This window comes from Flammeovirga kamogawensis, from assembly GCF_018736065.1.
Lineage (GTDB): Bacteria > Bacteroidota > Bacteroidia > Cytophagales > Flammeovirgaceae > Flammeovirga > Flammeovirga kamogawensis.
The window spans coordinates 3,735,001-3,751,907 of the sequence record NZ_CP076128.1 but is presented as its reverse complement, the minus strand read 5'-3'; the positions used below and the strand labels follow the sequence as shown (position 1 = coordinate 3,751,907).

The 16,907-nt window shown below is 36.6% G+C and carries 16 protein-coding genes and 2 rRNA genes (1 of these 18 running past the window's edge); 3 read left to right on the top strand and 15 right to left on the bottom strand.

What is annotated here, in order from left to right; all coding sequences use genetic code 11:
- Nucleotides 1-12: 12 nt before the first annotated feature.
- From KM029_RS15150 to rplC, 10 genes are all read right to left on the bottom strand, one after another.
- Nucleotides 13-1,557: a glycine--tRNA ligase gene (locus KM029_RS15150; RefSeq protein ID WP_144074042.1), complete on the bottom strand. Its 1,545-nt coding sequence runs from the start codon at nt 1,555-1,557 to the stop codon at nt 13-15.
- A gap of 217 nt (nt 1,558-1,774) precedes the next feature.
- Nucleotides 1,775-3,175, bottom strand: a complete 1,401-nt coding sequence (locus KM029_RS15145; protein ID WP_144074041.1) for a sodium-dependent transporter — start codon at nt 3,173-3,175, stop codon at nt 1,775-1,777.
- A gap of 281 nt (nt 3,176-3,456) precedes the next feature.
- Nucleotides 3,457-4,863, bottom strand: a complete 1,407-nt coding sequence (locus KM029_RS15140) for a sodium-dependent transporter (protein ID WP_144074040.1) — start codon at nt 4,861-4,863, stop codon at nt 3,457-3,459.
- A 287-nt stretch (nt 4,864-5,150) separates the two neighbouring features.
- Nucleotides 5,151-5,930: a 30S ribosomal protein S3 gene (rpsC, locus tag KM029_RS15135; protein WP_144074039.1), complete on the bottom strand. Its 780-nt coding sequence runs from the start codon at nt 5,928-5,930 to the stop codon at nt 5,151-5,153.
- An 11-nt stretch (nt 5,931-5,941) separates the two neighbouring features.
- Entirely contained in the window at nt 5,942-6,343 is a 402-nt protein-coding gene (rplV, locus tag KM029_RS15130) for a 50S ribosomal protein L22 (RefSeq protein WP_144074038.1), read from the bottom strand.
- Nucleotides 6,343-6,621: a 30S ribosomal protein S19 gene (gene rpsS, locus KM029_RS15125; RefSeq protein ID WP_126615782.1), complete on the bottom strand. Its 279-nt coding sequence runs from the start codon at nt 6,619-6,621 to the stop codon at nt 6,343-6,345. The genes rplV and rpsS overlap by 1 nt, the downstream gene beginning before the upstream one ends.
- 8 nt (nt 6,622-6,629) lie before the next feature.
- Entirely contained in the window at nt 6,630-7,454 is an 825-nt protein-coding gene (gene rplB / locus KM029_RS15120) for a 50S ribosomal protein L2 (protein WP_144074037.1), read from the bottom strand.
- 144 nt (nt 7,455-7,598) lie between these two features.
- Entirely contained in the window at nt 7,599-7,886 is a 288-nt protein-coding gene (rplW, locus tag KM029_RS15115) for a 50S ribosomal protein L23 (protein WP_144074036.1), read from the bottom strand.
- A 12-nt stretch (nt 7,887-7,898) separates the two neighbouring features.
- Entirely contained in the window at nt 7,899-8,516 is a 618-nt protein-coding gene (gene rplD, locus KM029_RS15110) for a 50S ribosomal protein L4 (RefSeq protein ID WP_144075704.1), read from the bottom strand.
- A 7-nt stretch (nt 8,517-8,523) separates the two neighbouring features.
- Nucleotides 8,524-9,144: a 50S ribosomal protein L3 gene (gene rplC, locus KM029_RS15105; RefSeq protein WP_144074035.1), complete on the bottom strand. Its 621-nt coding sequence runs from the start codon at nt 9,142-9,144 to the stop codon at nt 8,524-8,526.
- Between the two features lie 316 nt (nt 9,145-9,460).
- Between rplC and KM029_RS15100 the strand changes: the two genes are divergently transcribed.
- Nucleotides 9,461-10,582, top strand: coding sequence for a TRAP transporter substrate-binding protein (locus KM029_RS15100; RefSeq protein ID WP_240050308.1), 1,122 nt, complete (start codon nt 9,461-9,463; stop codon nt 10,580-10,582).
- 48 nt (nt 10,583-10,630) lie between these two features.
- Nucleotides 10,631-11,137, top strand: coding sequence for a hypothetical protein (locus tag KM029_RS15095; RefSeq protein WP_144074033.1), 507 nt, complete (start codon nt 10,631-10,633; stop codon nt 11,135-11,137).
- A gap of 68 nt (nt 11,138-11,205) precedes the next feature.
- On the opposite strand, the gene KM029_RS15090 is transcribed toward KM029_RS15095, so the two are convergent.
- The 3 genes from KM029_RS15090 to KM029_RS15080 all read right to left on the bottom strand — a co-directional run bounded on the left by KM029_RS15090 (nt 11,206) and on the right by KM029_RS15080 (nt 13,586).
- The gene (locus KM029_RS15090) at nt 11,206-11,667 is read right to left on the bottom strand and encodes a DUF4293 domain-containing protein (protein ID WP_144074032.1); all 462 of its coding nucleotides are present in this window, start codon (nt 11,665-11,667) and stop codon (nt 11,206-11,208) included.
- 56 nt (nt 11,668-11,723) lie between these two features.
- Nucleotides 11,724-12,152 (bottom strand): ribose 5-phosphate isomerase B, encoded by a 429-nt coding sequence (gene rpiB, locus KM029_RS15085; RefSeq protein WP_184679526.1) that lies wholly within the window; start codon nt 12,150-12,152, stop codon nt 11,724-11,726.
- A 126-nt stretch (nt 12,153-12,278) separates the two neighbouring features.
- Nucleotides 12,279-13,586: a glycosyltransferase gene (locus tag KM029_RS15080; protein ID WP_144074030.1), complete on the bottom strand. Its 1,308-nt coding sequence runs from the start codon at nt 13,584-13,586 to the stop codon at nt 12,279-12,281.
- 165 nt (nt 13,587-13,751) lie between these two features.
- On the opposite strand from KM029_RS15080, the gene KM029_RS15075 reads away from it, so the two are divergent.
- Nucleotides 13,752-14,420, top strand: coding sequence for an aspartate kinase (locus KM029_RS15075; RefSeq protein ID WP_144074029.1), 669 nt, complete (start codon nt 13,752-13,754; stop codon nt 14,418-14,420).
- A gap of 174 nt (nt 14,421-14,594) precedes the next feature.
- Here the strand turns inward: KM029_RS15075 and rrf are convergent.
- Nucleotides 14,595-14,706: ribosomal RNA gene (gene rrf / locus KM029_RS15070) — 5S ribosomal RNA — on the bottom strand.
- Nucleotides 14,707-14,829: 123 nt separating this feature from the next.
- Nucleotides 14,830-16,907 (bottom strand): 23S ribosomal RNA (locus KM029_RS15065) (it continues 799 nt past the right edge of the window).

The following is a 16,907-nucleotide window of genomic DNA, read 5'->3' as shown; positions in this document are numbered from 1 at the left end:
CAAATTAGTGGATTATACCAACTGCTTCAACAAACTTGTTAATGATACTTTCTCATCCATGAATGCCTTTAATTCTGAAATTGGCAATCTGAATTGTTCCATTGTATCTCTTTCTCTTACAGTTACTGTGTTATCTTCCAAAGTTTGGTGATCTACAGTAATACAATAAGGCGTTCCAATTAAATCCTGACGTGTATAACGTTTACCAATTGCATCTTTTTCTTCGTAAGCAACATTATGATCAAATTTGATCTCATTCATTACTTCCAATGCTTTTTCTGGTAACCCATCTTTCTTAGTCAATGGGAATACTGCAGCCTTAATTGGAGCAATACCTGGATGGAATTTTAAGAAAGTTCTAGATTTTCCATTTTCCTCTGTTTCTGTATATGCTCCAGTAAGAATTGATAAGAATAATCTATCTAAACCTACAGAAGTTTCGACAACATAAGGAACTACATTTTTCCCTAATTCATGGTCAAAGTATTGTAATTTTTTAGTTGAAAGTTCTTGATGAGCATTCAAATCAAAATCTGTACGAGAGTGGATACCTTCTAATTCTTTCTGCCCAAATGGGAATTTGAATTCAATATCAACAGCTGCATTTGCATAATGAGCTGTTTTTAAATGATCATGGAATACATAGTTTTCGGCTGCACCAACTGCATGATGGAACTTCATTCTACGTTCTTTCCATAGCTCATACCATTTCATTTCTGTACCTGGCTGAACAAAGAATTGCATTTCCATTTGTTCAAACTCACGCATACGGAAGATAAACTGACGAGCAACAATCTCATTACGGAATGCTTTACCAATTTGAGCAATACCAAAAGGAGGACGTTGTCTAGATGTATTCATAATATTCAAGAAGTTCACAAAAATACCTTGAGCCGTTTCTGGACGAAGGTAAATTTTTGATGAATCTCCAGCTACAGCACCTAATTCTGTAGAGAACATTAAGTTAAACTGACGTACATCTGTCCAGTTACAAGTACCACTAATTGGACAAACGATATTGTTACTTTCAATAATCGTTTTCAAACCATCCATATCTTCGTTTTCTAAAGCAGTTTTAAATTCTGCTTCAATCGCGTCAATTTTAGTTTGATTTCTTAAAACATTTGGATTTGTTTTTAAGAATTGATCTTTATCAAAATCATCTCCAAAACGTTTCTGCGCTTTAAGTACTTCTTTTTCGATTTTGATCTGATATTTTGCCATCAAATCTTCGATAAGAACGTCTGCTCTATAACGTTTTTTAGAATCTTTATTATCTACTAATGGATCATTGAATGCATCCACGTGACCTGAAGCTTTCCATACTTTTGGATCCATAAAGATTGATGCATCAACACCTACAATATTTTCGTGCATTTGCACCATAGATGCCCACCAATATTTTTTAAGGTTGTTTTTTAATTCAACACCATTTGATCCATAATCATATACTGCTTGAAGTCCTCCATAAATTTCCGATGATGGAAATACAAAGCCATACTCTTTTGCATGAGATACAACTTTTTGGAACATATTTTCTTTATCTTGTTTTGCCATTACTCAATGATCTTTTTTCAAAAATTCAGCTTCAAAATTAGCAAATCAGAAGCATTAAAACACTCAATATTTAATATATCGTACTAATTTTTCTGAAATCAGACAAAAACTTAATTATTATCTGACAATTCATATTACTTTGATAAGCTAGTCAATAAAAAAACGCATGAGGATTAAACCTTCATGCGTTGTTATTTTGCAAATAATCTAACTACAGTTAAGAACCTATTACATCTATTCCAAAGAACTTAAGTAAAATAGTTATTACTGTAATAGAGCCTAAAATTATAGGTGCTAGATACTTTAATGCAAAGATTGTATACTTTCCTAAAAGGGAATTCCCAAAATTTGGGTTCCCATTTTCAATTTCTTTTTTGAAGTTATCACCTCTCCATACCCATGCGGTATAAAAAGAGATTAATAAACCACCTAATGGCATAAAAGTATCAGATGCTAGATTTTCTACAAAATCCATAAATGATACTGTTTTACCACTACTATATGTTATAAATTCTGTAAAAAAGGCGACAGTTCCATTTCCTAACATAGATGGTATACCGAAAAGGAATATAACTAATCCAACAATCCAAACTGTACGGCTTCTTCTCACTTCAAATTCATCTACAACATAAGCAACTGGCACTTCTAATAAAGCTACTGTTGATGTTAATGCTGCAAATGATAATAATACAAAGAATGAGCCTCCAATAATTCTACCCATTACTGGGCCTATAGATTCAAATGCCCCAGGTAAAACTGTAAATATTAATCCTGCTCCTCCATTACTTGGATCTAAACCTTGAGAAAATATAAAAGCAAACATCATTAGACCTGCAATAAATGCAATCCCTACATCCGTTAGTAAGATCATAAAAGTAGCATGCACCATATTATCTTTTTTGCCTACATAACTACCATAAGTAATTAATGCACCCATACCTAACGACAATGAAAAGAATGCTTGTCCCATTGCACCATAAGCAGTTTCGAAAGTAACTTCACTAAAATCTGGAATCAGATAATATTTTACTCCATCTAAAGCTCCGTCTTGGGTCAGAGAGTAACTCATTAATGCTAAAATCAATACTAATAAAGAAGGCATTAATATTTTAGATGCCTTTTCTATGCCTCCAGAAATGCCTCGTGATACTATCACTACAGTCACTATCATAAAAATAGATGAGAACAGTAAATTAAGTTGCCAATTACCAACAAATTCTCCAAAATTTTGACCTAAAGAGAAATTACCAGCAAACATTTCAATTGCAAAACCTAATGCCCAACCTGCTACAATATTGTAAAATGATAAAATAAAGATTCCTGTTACAACACCTAATTTACCTACTGCAGACCAAGGTTTATTTCCTTGAGCCGTAAAAGCACCTACTGCATTTTTATTAGTATTTCTACCTATAGCTATTTCTGCCATCATTACAGGGAAACATAACATAAAGCAAAAAGCAAGGTACATTACAACAAAAGCACCTCCTCCTCCATCACTTACTTCGAATGGAAATTTCCATATATTACCTAATCCTACTGCAGAACCAGCTGCTGCAAGTATAAAACCTAATTTGTTTGAAAAGCCTCCTCGACTAGTTTCTGTTACCCCCGCCATAAATTATAATAATTCGATAAAGTAAAGTTTATTTCAATGAGAATTTGTATAGATGTATAAATTAAAGTGCAAGAAAATACTTATCTCTTAATGCTACAACATTAAGTTTTTATACAAATTAAATATTATCACTTATTATCTTGAAATACCTTAAAGAAACAATCATATCAAGAGTACTTTCAATACTAAATAAAGATAATAACTATCTTAAATTACCCATTAATAAAAAAGGAATTATACCTCATGATATAATTCCTTAAATATATGATATTCTAAATCTCCTAATCAATTAAATGAATACCAAAGAATTTAGAAAGAATTGTAATAATTGTAATTGATCCTAAAATAAATGGAGCTAAATATTTTAAAGCAAAGATTGTGTACTTACCCATAAAAGATGTTGCAAACCCTGGGTTACCACTTTCTATTTCTTCTTTAAATTTATCTCCTCTCCAAATATATGCTGTATAAACAGAAACTAAAAAACCTCCTAAAGGTAAGAAAGTATCTGAAGCTAAATCTTCAATAAAATCCATGAAATTTACCGTAATATTGGAACCATGATAATGTACAAAATTTGTAAAAAAGTCTACAGTTCCATTTCCTAACATAGATGGAATACCTAATAAAAAGATTACAGCTCCAACAATCCAAACAGCCCTACTTCTTCTTATCTCAAATTCATCTACTACATAAGCTACAGGCACTTCTAATAAAGAAACAGTTGATGTTAAAGCTGCAAATGATAATAATACAAAGAACAAACCTCCAATACATCTACCTAATACAGGACCAATAGATTCAAAGGCTCCTGGTAAAACTGTGAATATTAATCCTGCTCCGCCTCCTTGCCCTTGTAAACCTTGAGAAAAAATAAAAGCAAACATCATTAAGCCTGCAATAAATGCAATACCAACGTCTGCTAATAAAATCATTGATGTTGCACTTACAATATTATCTTTTTTGCCTACATAACTACCATAAGTAATCAATGCACCCATACCAAGAGATAATGAGAAGAATGCTTGTCCCATTGCACCATAAGCTGTCTTAAACGTAATTTCACTAAAATCAGGTATTAGATAAAACTTCACGCCGTCAATTGCACCTGGCTGTGTTAATGAATAAGCCATTAACCCAAAAATTAAAAATAACAGTGTAGGCATTAAAATTTTAGAAGCTTTTTCAATTCCTCCAGATACTCCTTTTGCTACAATATAAATTGTAATAAACATAAAGACTGTAGAAACCATTAAGTTAATGTGCCAATTACCTACAAATTCTCCAAAGTTACTACCCACAGAAAAATTTCCAGAAAACATTTCAACGGCAAAACCTAAGGCCCACCCAGCAACAACATTATAAAAAGAAAGTATTAGTGATCCACTTAATACGGCTAGTATCCCTACACCTGCCCATTTTTTATGTCCATTAGCTGCAAAAGCACCTACTGCATTTTTATTAGTTTTTCTACCTAAAGCAATTTCTGCCATCATAACAGGGAAGCAAAGCATGAAACAAAATAGTAAGTACATTACTACAAATGCACCACCTCCTCCATCGCTTACTTCAAATGGAAATTTCCAAATATTTCCGAGGCCTACTGCAGAACCTGCAGCTGCCATAATAAAACCGAATTTATTCGAGAAGCCACCGCGACTACTCTCAGAATTCTTTATACCTGCCATTTTTTTATAATTGAATTGTTTGTCAATGAGATTCTAACTTGTTAGGGATTTAACTAACCGACACGCAATAAAATAGTTATCAATAAGTTTGTCAATTTTATATGGATATATTTACTATTTATCAAAACCACTAACACTAATAGCTATTTTATCAGAATTAAAATAAAGTAAATGATAAATACTCAATATATTATTTCCCTCTCGAAAATAAAAAATAAAAAAAGACCCAAGTAGCTACAACTACTTGGGTCCACCTGAATGCAAGTTTTTTTTGTTAGTGCTTCTGCTTATTTAGCAGGTGCACCACCTTTGTTACCGCCTTTTCTGCCACCACGGCCGCCTCTACGACGATCGTTGTTACGCTTACCACCACGATCGTTACCACCTCTACGGTTGTCACGACGTCCAGTTTCAGCTGATGGAGAAAGATCACGACGACCTAAAACTTCACCTTTGAATACCCAAACTTTGATACCAATGATACCATAAACAGTTAAAGCTTCAGATAAAGCATAGTCGATATCCGCACGTAAAGTATGCAAAGGAATACGACCTTCTTTGTATAGTTCAGTACGTGCCATTTCAGCACCACCTAAACGACCAGAAAGTTTTACCTTGATACCTTGAGCACCATGACGTACCGCGTTAGCGATAGCTTGTTTCATAGCACGACGGTAAGAAACACGGCTTTTTAATTGTTGAGCGATAGACTCACCAATTAATTTAGCGTCAGTTTCAGGACGTTTAACCTCAGAGATGTTGATTTGAACATCTTTTCCAGTTAAACGCTTTAACTCTTCTTTAATTTTATCTACCTCAGCACCTGCTTTACCGATAACAACACCCGGGCGAGCAGTATGAATAGTTAAAGTAACGCGCTTAATAGTACGCTCAATAACTACACGTGAAATACCTGCACGAGGGTTCGGTAAACGAACTGCGATATATTTTCTGATCTTGTTATCCTCTACAAGCTTGTCAGAGAAATCTTTTCCACCATACCAGCTAGATTCCCATCCTCTGATATAGCCTAAACGAAGACCAATTGGATTTATCTTTTGTCCCATGGAAAATTTTATTAATTATCTGACTCGTTTGATTCTGAAGAACCTTCTGACACTACGTCAATAAGGCTTGTGCTGCGAGCATCTACAACCACAGTTACGTGGTTAGAACGCTTGCGGATTCTGTGAGCACGACCTTGAGGTGCTGGACGGAAACGCTTTAATTGGCGACCACCAGTTACAAAGATTGATTTCACATATAAATCTGCATCTTCAACAGACTCGTCAGGGTTTTTATTTTCCCAGTTTGCCACTGCAGAAAGAATTAACTTTTCTACTAGAGGAGCACCAGCTTTTTGAGCATAACGGAGAGTATTCAGTGCATCAATAACCTGCACACCTCTTACTGCGTCCGCTACAAGCATCATCTTGCGTGGAGCGATAGGGCAATTGTTAAGTTTTGCTACTGCTTCCATTATTTCTTGCCTTTATCTTTTTTGTTGATATGACCTTTGTAAGTACGTGTTGGAGCAAATTCTCCTAGCTTATGACCTACCATATTTTCGGTAACATAAACAGGAATAAATTTGTTGCCATTATGTACAGCAAATGTATGACCGATGAAATCTGGAGAGATCATAGATCTACGAGACCAAGTCTTGATGACTTGCTTCTTGCCAGACTCATTAGTCGCATCGATTTTCTTTACCAAACGAAAATCAATGTAAGGTCCTTTTTTTAGCGATCTTGCCATGACTTAAATTACTTTTTCCTTCTTGAAACGATCAGCTTACTAGAGTACTTCTTAGTGTTACGCGTTTTCTGACCTTTAGCGTAAACACCTGTACGTGAACGAGGGTGACCTCCTGAAGATTTACCTTCACCACCACCCATAGGGTGATCAACTGGGTTCATTGCAACACCTCTTACACGTGGTCTACGACCTAACCAACGCTTTCTACCAGCCTTACCTAAACGAACGTTCATATGATCGCCGTTAGAAACAGTACCGATAGTTGCTAAGCATTCGATTAATACTAGTCTAGTTTCACCTGAAGGTAATTTAAGTGTAGCATATCTACCTGTACGACCTAACAACTGTGCATAAGCACCAGCAGAACGTACCATAGCAGCACCTTTACCTGGCTTCAACTCCACATTGTGGATAATTGAACCAACAGGGATTTCAGACAATGGAAGCGCATTTCCAAGATCAGGAGCTACACCTGAACCAGACAAGATAGTCTGTCCAACTTGTAATCCTTCTGGAGCAACGATATACGTTTTAGCACCATCTACATAATAGATCAATGCAATACGTGCAGTACGGTTTGGATCGTACTCGATAGATTTCACGATACCAGGAATGCCATGCTTGTTACGTTTGAAGTCGATCGCACGTAATTTACGCTTATGACCGCCACCAATGTTACGTACAGTCATTTTACCTGAGTTGTTACGACCACCTGAACGGTGCTTACCAACAGTCAGTGACTTTTCTGGTGTACTTTTCGTGATTTCCTCGAAAGTAGGAGCGACTCTGAATCGCTGTCCCGGAGTTATGGGCTTTAACTTTTTAACAGCCATTTTTCAAACTTTCGTAATTTGCTTTTACAGTAATCAGATAGGTTTTCCTGACTACCATAGACAACAAATTGGTTAAACTTATACCAGTGCTCGGAACCCAAAAGTTCCGAACCCGATACTTTTCTTTTTTCTTTAGATCAGATCTTAAAGACCTTCGTAGATGTCGATAATCTCACCCTCTACAACTTTCACCATCGCTTTTTTGTATGATGAAGTATGACCGCTAATTACAGCAGCTTTTGTGTAACGAGTTTTTGATTTACCTGGTAGAATTGCAGTACGAACTGCATCTACAGAAACACCATACTTTGCTTCAACAGCTTGTTTGATCTGTACCTTGTTAGCTCCTTTAGCTACTACGAAAGTGTAAACACCTTTTTCGTGAGCAATTGCAGCCTTTTCTGTCAAGATAGGTTTTACCAATACTTGCATTATATTAAGGGCTTAGAGGTTAGACAATTTTTCAACTGCGTCTTGAGCAAGAACTAACTTGTCTGCGTGCAAGATATCATAAGTGTTTAACGAATTAACCACTACAACATTTGCCTTAGATAAGTTTCTTGAAGACTTATAAACATTTTCGTTTTGCTCACCAAGAACTACTAATGTTTTAACACCAGTTAAGTTCAAGTTTGCAAGCACTTCTTTAAATGCTTTAGTTTGAGGAGCATCAAATGATAAACCTTCAACAGCTATAACATTACTTTCTTGTGCTTTGTAAGCAAGTGCCGAACGACGAGCCAATTGCTTAACTTTTTTGTTAAGTGATTGACGGTAATCTCTCGGACGAGGTCCAAAAATACGTCCACCTCCACGGAATACTGGAGATTTGATTGAGCCCGAACGAGCCGTACCTGTACCTTTTTGTTTTTTAAGCTTGCGAGTAGATCCTGCGATCTCAGCACGCTCTTTAGCTTTATGCGTTCCTTGACGTTGTGCTGCCAAGTACGCTTTCACGTCAAGATAGATAGCGTGATCATTTGGCTCGATGCCAAATACCGCTTCTGGTAAAGTTACTTTACCTGTCTCAACGCCTTTAGAATTCAATACTGCGATTTCCATCTTCCGACTACTTTTCAAGGATTACGTAAGAATTTTTAGCACCTGGGATTGCACCAGAAACAAGGATTAAACCGTCCTCTGGGTACATCTTCATAACGCGTAAGTTCATCACTTTAACACGTTTTCCACCAGTACGTCCAGCCATACGAAGACCTTTGAAAACACGTGATGGAGTAGCACAAGCACCAATAGCACCTGGAGCTCTCAAACGGTTATGCTGACCGTGAGTAGCTTGTCCAACACCACCGAAGTTGTGTCTCTTAACTACACCTTGGAAACCTTTACCTTTTGATGTTCCTACGATATCAACAAATTCTCCCTCAGAGAAAATTTCATCCATCTTTAAAACGTCTCCTAATCCACGCTCCATTACTGGGTTACGGAATTCAATTACTTTGCGCTTAGGCGTAGTACTTGCTTTTGAGAAGTGACCTTTCATAGCAGCGGACGTGCGCTTCTCCTTTTTCTCGTCGAAGCCTACTTGGATAGCAGTGTAGCCATCCGTTTCTTGCGTCTTAACTTGAGTCACAACGTTAGGACCAGTTTGAATCAACGTACAAGCGATATTCTTGCCGTTTTCATCATAAATACTAGTCATACCGACTTTTTTTGCAATAAGTCCTGGCATTGTTCTATACTTAATTAAATTTTATAAAATACCTGAATGTCAGCTCATAAACATCCAGCTCACTGAACAAAAAATACGCATCGAGCTCCCCGTCTGGTCCTTCATTTTGTATCTCTCGTTCGAGCTGATTTGATATAGTACAGCTTTCAAACGGCTTGCAAAGGTAAGCATTTTAAATAACATACCAAATATTTATTCTTATATCACTAAAAAACAGGAACATAGGTAGCTTTTATTAACATAAACATTATATTCCCATAATTTTTGAAATTTTCAGACTTCAATCTCATTTTTTTGTTCTTTGAACATGTATAATATGACTAAAAAAAATACTAGACGATCATTCATTAAAAAGCTTTCTAAAGTAAGTACAGCTACAATTGCAAGTGGCTTAATAGCAGCATGTGATAATTCTACTTCAAAAAAGAAAAAAACAAATAACAATAAGGATCAAATATTTAATTGGAAATGCGTCACAGTTTGGCCTCCTAACTTCCCTATTCTTGGTGAAAGTGTGAATAACTTAGCGAAAGAACTGTTTGATTTATCTGATGGGCGTTTAAACATAAAAGTATATGGCGGAGGTGAACTAGTACCTGCATTAGAGTCTTTTGATGCTGTCCAATTGGGTGGTGTTCAAATGATGCATGGTGCTGCATATTATTGGGCTGGTAAAATTCCTGCATCTGTATTTTTTACAGCCACTCCTTTCGGAATGAATACTAGAGAGCAAAATGCTTGGTTATTATATGGAGGTGGTAACGAACTTTGGAAAGAATTATATAATAAGATTGGTTTAGAGCCATTTCCATGCGGAAATACTGGAACACAAATGGGTGGATGGTTTAATACAAAAATTAACTCTACTAAAGACTTAAAAGGTATAAAAATGAGAATTCCAGGTTTAGGTGGAAAAGTTTTCACCAAGGCTGGGGGAACTTCTGTTACTGTTCCTGGCGGTGAAATTTACACCAACCTAGAACGAGGTGTGATTGATGCAACAGAATGGATTGGTCCTTATCATGATTATCTAATGGGTTTTCACAAAATTGCCAAATATTACTATTACCCAGGGTGGCATGAACCTTCTGCGACATTAGAGTTAGTTTGTAATAAAAAAGCTTATGATAGTTTACCTGAAGATCTTCAAGTATTGATTAAAGCAGTTTCTTTAAAATACAATGGCATTATGATGTCTGAGTTTGAAAAATTCAATACAGAATATTTACAAAAAATTGTACAAGAAGGCAAGAATGAAATACTTCCCTTCCCTGAAGATGTAATGGAAGCTCTAAAAGGTTATTCAGAAGACACTTTAAATGAACTAATTGCTAATGACCCATTTGCTAAAAAAGTAAATGAAAGCTTCCAAGCATTCAAGAAAAATATTAAACAATGGTCAATAATCTCAACAGATGCAATGCAACCTTATTTATAACCATAAAATGGTGTATCTTTGCAGCTTATAAATCATTGATTCTCATAGATGAATACAAAATTATTAGCCAAAGTAAAAGATGCTTGCAAGGCTGCAGGTAAATCTTTTGTTTTCACTGCACCTGATGAAAACGACGAAAGTCAAGTTCAATTCCAATTTATTGGAACTAGAAGTGGAGAAGAAGTTGTAATGGATGCGTTTTTATATACGCTTGAAATGGAATACTTCGCAAAAATTCATGAAGAAGCAACTCAGCTTGTTATTGAAGAAAATCCTAAATTCAAAGATGCTGACTTTGATGTCATTGACGGTCCACATATCGAAGCCTTAGAAGATATTTCTGCTGAAATTGCTAAGAACGACGATTATGATGTTGCTGAATTTGTTGAAGAGCGCCCTGAAGATGCAGATGGTAGCGGTGTACCATTAGATATTTGTTTAAATATCCCTTCGGTTACTGATGAAGTAATTGCTAAGTTCATTAAAGAATACAATGATAATACATTAAAACTTGATGATACAGTTTACTCATTCGATATCTGGAATGAGAAATAAAATAGCGAATAGCAAAAAGAGGTTGATATGAAAACATATCAACCTCTTTTTTTATAAAAATTCTCTAATTAGTCTCTAAGACGACCACTAATCGAATCTCTCACTTTTTTCTCATCTCGCTGTATAAACCTATTCGCTAATGAATTAAACACTATAGAGAATACAGGTAAAAAGAAACCAACAGCAAATTTACCTTCACCGCCAACTAATTCAGTACCCATAAAATATCCATAATAAAAGATCAACCCTATTGTTGCAAATATCAATACACTATTTAATAGGTTCAATTTCATTTGATTCATTCTATTTTTAAAAGAGAATAAAGAAATTGCTGCTACAAATGCAGATAATCCAGACACAATAGCTATTGCTACAGTATTTACTGTATCTCCACCAGATACTACTAATTGTAATGCCGTTAAAGTGGCTTGTTTTCCTTCAACATTTGCAGACCAAATGGGTGCAAAAATTACAGCTACCATTGCTACTGTAATTAAAAAAAGGAAAATTGATTGAATTCTTTGAATCATTTTCTATCTGATATTTTAATAACATACTCTTTTTCAAGAATATATTAACTATTTATTTATACAGGTATCTTGTCAACTCTATTTTGATGACGTCCTCCTTCAAAATCTGTTGATATAAAAGTATCAACAATCTCAATTGCTCTTGCAAGTGAAATAAATCGAGCAGGCATTGATAATACGTTTGCATTATTGTGCTGACGAGTTAAAGCTGCTAATACTGGCTCCCAACATAATCCTGCACGAATACCTTTATGCTTGTTTGCTACCATAGAAACACCAATTCCACTACCACAAATAGTGATACCAAATTCATACTCACCATTTTCAACAGCTGTTGCTAAAGGATGTACATAATCAGGGTAGTCGCAAGATGCTGTAGAAAAAGGACCAAAATCCTTTACCTCATGACCATTTGCTTCTAAGTGCTTAATGATTTCGTCTTTGTATTCGTAACCTGCGTGATCGCCACCAATTGCCAATTTCATTATCTGACTAATTTAATGTTTAGTATTATTCTAGATGAAATTTCATCAGAACTGCAAAGTTATCAATTGTTTTGCGTAGACGACAAGTTATTTTAATTTAATACAATATTTTTGTGTTTTTTCTTCTCAAAGAATACTTTTCAAGGCTATAGAAAATGCTTCTGCTATATTTTGTGATCTATATCTAGCGTATGCGCTACTTTTTAATGTTTTTAGTTTTCCATTTTTTTTCCACTCCAAGAACATTGAAGATATTAATTGCTTTATTTCTTGTTTTTGATTGTACTCAAAACATTCTCCCATTCCTGTTTCTGCAATTATTTTAGAAGAATCTCCAGATGTATTTCCTAGACTGAGGATATTTTTTTCAAGAGCAAGATATTCAAACAACTTACCTGGTATACGACCTGATGAATTATCTGCTTTATTTAATAGCATCAAAAGTATGTCTGAAGATTTACCTCTTTCTAAAGCTTCTTTTCTTGTTAATTGAGAAATAAAAGACACTAAACCTTCGTCCTTGTGTTTTTCAATAAATTCTAATATTGAATAATCTATTTGACCAATAAATTGTAATTCAAATTGAGTAGAAAACCCTTCCAGTTCTGTTGATAGCTCTAAAATTATATCAAGTAATTGATAAGGAACACGATCTTTACCCACTAAACCAAGATGCGTCATTCTCATTTTTTTACCATCTGATTTATCAGATAACATTGAAAAATCTTGAGGGTCATAACCTAATGGAACTACAGTAACATTTTTGGCTCCAATATCTAAAAGATCATTTCTCCATGCATCACTTACTGTTGTTATTACATCTGCCTTCTTGAATATTTGTTGTTCTAATTGATGATGCTTATTATCCGCCCAATCCGTTAAAATTAATTCTTTATAATAATCTACTTGAGTCCATGGATCTTGAAAATCTGCTAACCAAGGTAAATCAAATTGATTTTTTAAATGAGCTCCTATTAAATTAACTGAATGAGGAGGTCCTGTAGTAATAATTGCATCTACTTGATTCTTCTCTAAATAACTTGATACTTCTTTTACAACCGGTTCAATCCAAAATTTTCTAGCATCAGGTATAAAAAAATTACTCCTTACAAAAACTGCTAGCTTTGCTTTCCAAGATTTACTTTTCTCATCTGATGCTACTAAAACATTATTGACATTTTCATCCTTATTTCTTGAAGTAAACTTTTTATATAAACTGTAAGGTTCCCAAATAGGTACTTTTATCCTTTCAATATCTTGAGGGAAATCTTCTAACATTTCATTGTCAAAAGATGGATAGTGTGCATCTTTAGGGGTAATTAAAACAGGTTCCCAACCAAAATCTCTAATATATTTTATTAACTTAAGAGGTCTGATTACAGGTATACCTCCACATGGAGGGAAATAATAAGTTATAACAAGTACCTTTTTCATAAGGGTTTAATTTATTCAAAATAACAGGTAACATCTGTAAATAAAGGTACACAAATTGAGTACTGTATACTTAAAAAACTATATATCTTTTGATATTTATTTCTAAGCCTTTAAAAGTCTAACTATAAACATTAATTTTGATCTAGTCTCAAATTTAAAGTACATATGCTCACACTTGCTGAAGTAATCGCTGAACTGATAAATGAATCTCCTTTTCTACAAGAGGGAATTGCAGAAGGTATTATAAATTATAGTGCTCTTGCTAGAAAGTTACATCCTGAAATTGAACAAAGATTTAATAAAGAGGTACAACAAGGAGCAATTGTAATGGCACTTAAGCGAATGGCTCACAAGGTTGACGCCTCTCAATTAGAAGATCAAGCAAAAGATTACATAAGACATATGGGAGATATTTTAGTAAGATCAGACCTTGTCGATTTTGCCTATAAAAACTCTCCTACACTTATTCGTGCACAGAAAGATTTATTAGAATTAGTACAAAATAGTAGTAGTGACTTATTTCATGCTTCATCAAAAGGTATGCATGAGACAAATATTATTACGAGTAGAACTTTTGCAGATAAAGTAAAAGAACTCTTCTGGGAAGAAGAAAAACTTTCAGAAATTCAAGATCTTGCTGCTGTTACTATGAGAATGCCAATATCTTATACTAAAGATGCTCCGGGTGTTTTTTATCATATCTTAAAAACACTAGCTTGGAATAAAATAAATGTTGTAGAATTTATATCTACTAAGCATGAATTTTCTATAATTATCGAGAAAGAAGAGATAAACCATACTTTCAAGTTATTACATGACATGAAAAATAGTTAGTTAACTACCTTCATACATTATCTTAATAACTAAAAAGTCATAAGATATTTAATTATCCTATGGCTTTTTAGTTTGTCATAAAATTCTTCTGACTACTACTATTCCATAAAAAAGTATAGCCACAAAAAAAGGTTAGTCAACATCATGTGTTAACTAACCTTCTATATATAATGAATGTGGCGTCGACCTACTCTCCCGGGGATTAACCCAGTACCATCAGCACTGTGGGGCTTAACTGCTCTGTTCGGAATGGAAAGAGGTGAACACCCACGTCATTGACACCATCAATATCTTAATATCTTTGATTATCGAATTTAATCACTAATACAAAATAACTAATAAAAATCAGTTATTTGACAGTGAAAAGGAAAAACTTTGCTAGCACTCTATTACTAGAGTGCTAACCGTAAAAGAAAAGCTATTGGGCGATTAGTACTTCTCAGCTGAATGTATCTCTACACGTACACTTGAAGCCTATCAACGTCATCATCTATAACAACCCTTATATGGAAATCTCATCTCGAGGTGGGTTTCGCGCTTAGATGCTTTCAGCGCTTATCCGCTCCACACATAGGTACCCGGCGATGCTCCTGGCGGAACAACCGGTACGCCAGAGGTGTGTCCAACTCGGTCCTCTCGTACTAAAGTCAGAGCCTCTCAAATTTCCTACGCCCGCAACAGATAGAGACCGAACTGTCTCACGACGTTCTGAACCCAGCTCGCGTGCCACTTTAATGGGCGAACAGCCCAACCCTTGGGACCTTCTCCAGCCCCAGGACGTGACGAGCCGACATCGAGGTGCCAAACCTCCCCGTCGATATGAGCTCTTGGGGGAGATCAGCCTGTTATCCCCAGAGTACCTTTTATCCTTTGAGCGATGGCCCTTCCATGCGGTACCACCGGATCACTATGTCCCACTTTCGTGCCTGTTCGAAATGTCTCTCTCGCAGTCAGGCTCCCTTATGCCATTGCGCTCTTCCGACGATTGCCGACCGTCGTGAGGGAACCTTGGAAAGCCTCCGTTACTCTTTTGGAGGCGACCACCCCAGTCAAACTACCCACCAAACAATGTCCGAGTATACGCTCGTTAGACCGTCAAACAGGAAAGGGCGGTATTTCAACAATGACTCCAAAATGCCTGGCGACACTCCTTCATAGTCTCCCGCCTATCCTACACATTCCTGGCCAACGGCCAACGTTAAGTTGCAGTAAAGGTTCATGGGGTCTTTTCGTCCCGTTGCGGGTAAGCGGCATCTTCACCGCTACTTCAATTTCACCGAGCTCATGGCCGAGACAGCGTCCAGATCGTTGCACCATTCGTGCAGGTCGGAACTTACCCGACAAGGAATTTCGCTACCTTAGGACCGTTATAGTTACGGCCGCCGTTTACTGGGGCTTCAATTCAGAGCTTCGTCCTAAAACTAACTCCCCCTCTTAACCTTCCAGCACCGGGCAGGTGTCAGGCTATATACTGAATCTTTCGAGTTCGCATAGCCATGTGTTTTTGTTAAACAGTCGCCTGGACTTCTTCGCTGCGGCCTCTTACAAAGTAAGTAGGCGCCCCTTCTCCCGAAGTTACGGGGCTAATTTGCCTAGTTCCTTAGCCATGAATCACTCGAGCGCCTCGGATTACTCATCCTAACCACCTGTGTCGGTTTGGGGTACGGGATCCAATAATATAATCTTAGAAGGTTTTCTCGGAAGCGTTTCGTATCGTTATCACATTGACCGTAGTCGCTATGTACTGTCTAGTTTCCCCAAGGACTACGCATTTAACTATAGTCCCTATAGGTACACTATTCAACGTGCTATTCCGTCAGCACGCAGATACTGCATCACTCCGTCACTCCATCAGTATTATCGGATGCTCAGGAATTTTGACCTGATATCCATCGAGTATGCCCTTCGGCAATCCCCTTAGGTCCCGGCTAACCCTGGGACGATTAGCGTCGCCCAGGAAACCTTGGTCTATCGGCGGGCAGGTTTCTCACCTGCCTTATCGTTACTTATGCCTACATTTGCTTTTCTAACAAGTCCACAACACATCACCATGCTGCTTCAACCCTGTCAGAATGCTCCCCTACCACTCGTGCTTACGCACAAATCCATGTCTTCGGTGGATAATTTATGCCCGATCATTATCGATGCTCTGTCGCTCGACCAGTGAGCTGTTACGCACTCTTTGAATGAATAGCTGCTTCCAAGCTAACATCCTGGCTGTCTCAGCGACTGAACCTCCTTAGTTCAACTTAATTATCACTTGGGGACCTTAGACGATGGTCCGGGTTCTTTCCCTCTCGGACTAGGACCTTGGCACCCTAGCCCTCACTGCCGGTAGTGTTTGATGGCATTCGGAGTTCATCTAGATTTGGTAGGATATGACTCCCCCGCATCTAATTGGTAGCTCTACCTCCATCAAACTCATCCGACGCTGCCCCTAAAGGCATTTCGGGGAGTACGAGCTATTTCCAGGTTTGATTGGCCTTT

What these genes read in the sequence shown, in the direction of transcription:
- KM029_RS15150 (WP_144074042.1), bottom strand. Translation starts at nt 1,557, where the DNA reads ATGGCAAAACAAGATAAAGAAAATATGTTCCAAAAAGTTGTATCTCAT.
- KM029_RS15145 (WP_144074041.1), bottom strand. Translation starts at nt 3,175, where the DNA reads ATGGCGGGGGTAACAGAAACTAGTCGAGGAGGCTTTTCAAACAAATTA.
- KM029_RS15140 (WP_144074040.1), bottom strand. Translation starts at nt 4,863, where the DNA reads ATGGCAGGTATAAAGAATTCTGAGAGTAGTCGCGGTGGCTTCTCGAAT.
- rpsC (WP_144074039.1), bottom strand. Translation starts at nt 5,930, where the DNA reads ATGGGACAAAAGATAAATCCAATTGGTCTTCGTTTAGGCTATATCAGA.
- rplV (WP_144074038.1), bottom strand. Translation starts at nt 6,343, where the DNA reads ATGGAAGCAGTAGCAAAACTTAACAATTGCCCTATCGCTCCACGCAAG.
- rpsS (WP_126615782.1), bottom strand. Translation starts at nt 6,621, where the DNA reads ATGGCAAGATCGCTAAAAAAAGGACCTTACATTGATTTTCGTTTGGTA.
- rplB (WP_144074037.1), bottom strand. Translation starts at nt 7,454, where the DNA reads ATGGCTGTTAAAAAGTTAAAGCCCATAACTCCGGGACAGCGATTCAGA.
- rplW (WP_144074036.1), bottom strand. Translation starts at nt 7,886, where the DNA reads ATGCAAGTATTGGTAAAACCTATCTTGACAGAAAAGGCTGCAATTGCT.
- rplD (WP_144075704.1), bottom strand. Translation starts at nt 8,516, where the DNA reads ATGGAAATCGCAGTATTGAATTCTAAAGGCGTTGAGACAGGTAAAGTA.
- rplC (WP_144074035.1), bottom strand. Translation starts at nt 9,144, where the DNA reads ATGCCAGGACTTATTGCAAAAAAAGTCGGTATGACTAGTATTTATGAT.
- KM029_RS15100 (WP_240050308.1), top strand. Translation starts at nt 9,461, where the DNA reads ATGACTAAAAAAAATACTAGACGATCATTCATTAAAAAGCTTTCTAAA.
- KM029_RS15095 (WP_144074033.1), top strand. Translation starts at nt 10,631, where the DNA reads ATGAATACAAAATTATTAGCCAAAGTAAAAGATGCTTGCAAGGCTGCA.
- KM029_RS15090 (WP_144074032.1), bottom strand. Translation starts at nt 11,667, where the DNA reads ATGATTCAAAGAATTCAATCAATTTTCCTTTTTTTAATTACAGTAGCA.
- rpiB (WP_184679526.1), bottom strand. Translation starts at nt 12,152, where the DNA reads ATGAAATTGGCAATTGGTGGCGATCACGCAGGTTACGAATACAAAGAC.
- KM029_RS15080 (WP_144074030.1), bottom strand. Translation starts at nt 13,586, where the DNA reads ATGAAAAAGGTACTTGTTATAACTTATTATTTCCCTCCATGTGGAGGT.
- KM029_RS15075 (WP_144074029.1), top strand. Translation starts at nt 13,752, where the DNA reads ATGCTCACACTTGCTGAAGTAATCGCTGAACTGATAAATGAATCTCCT.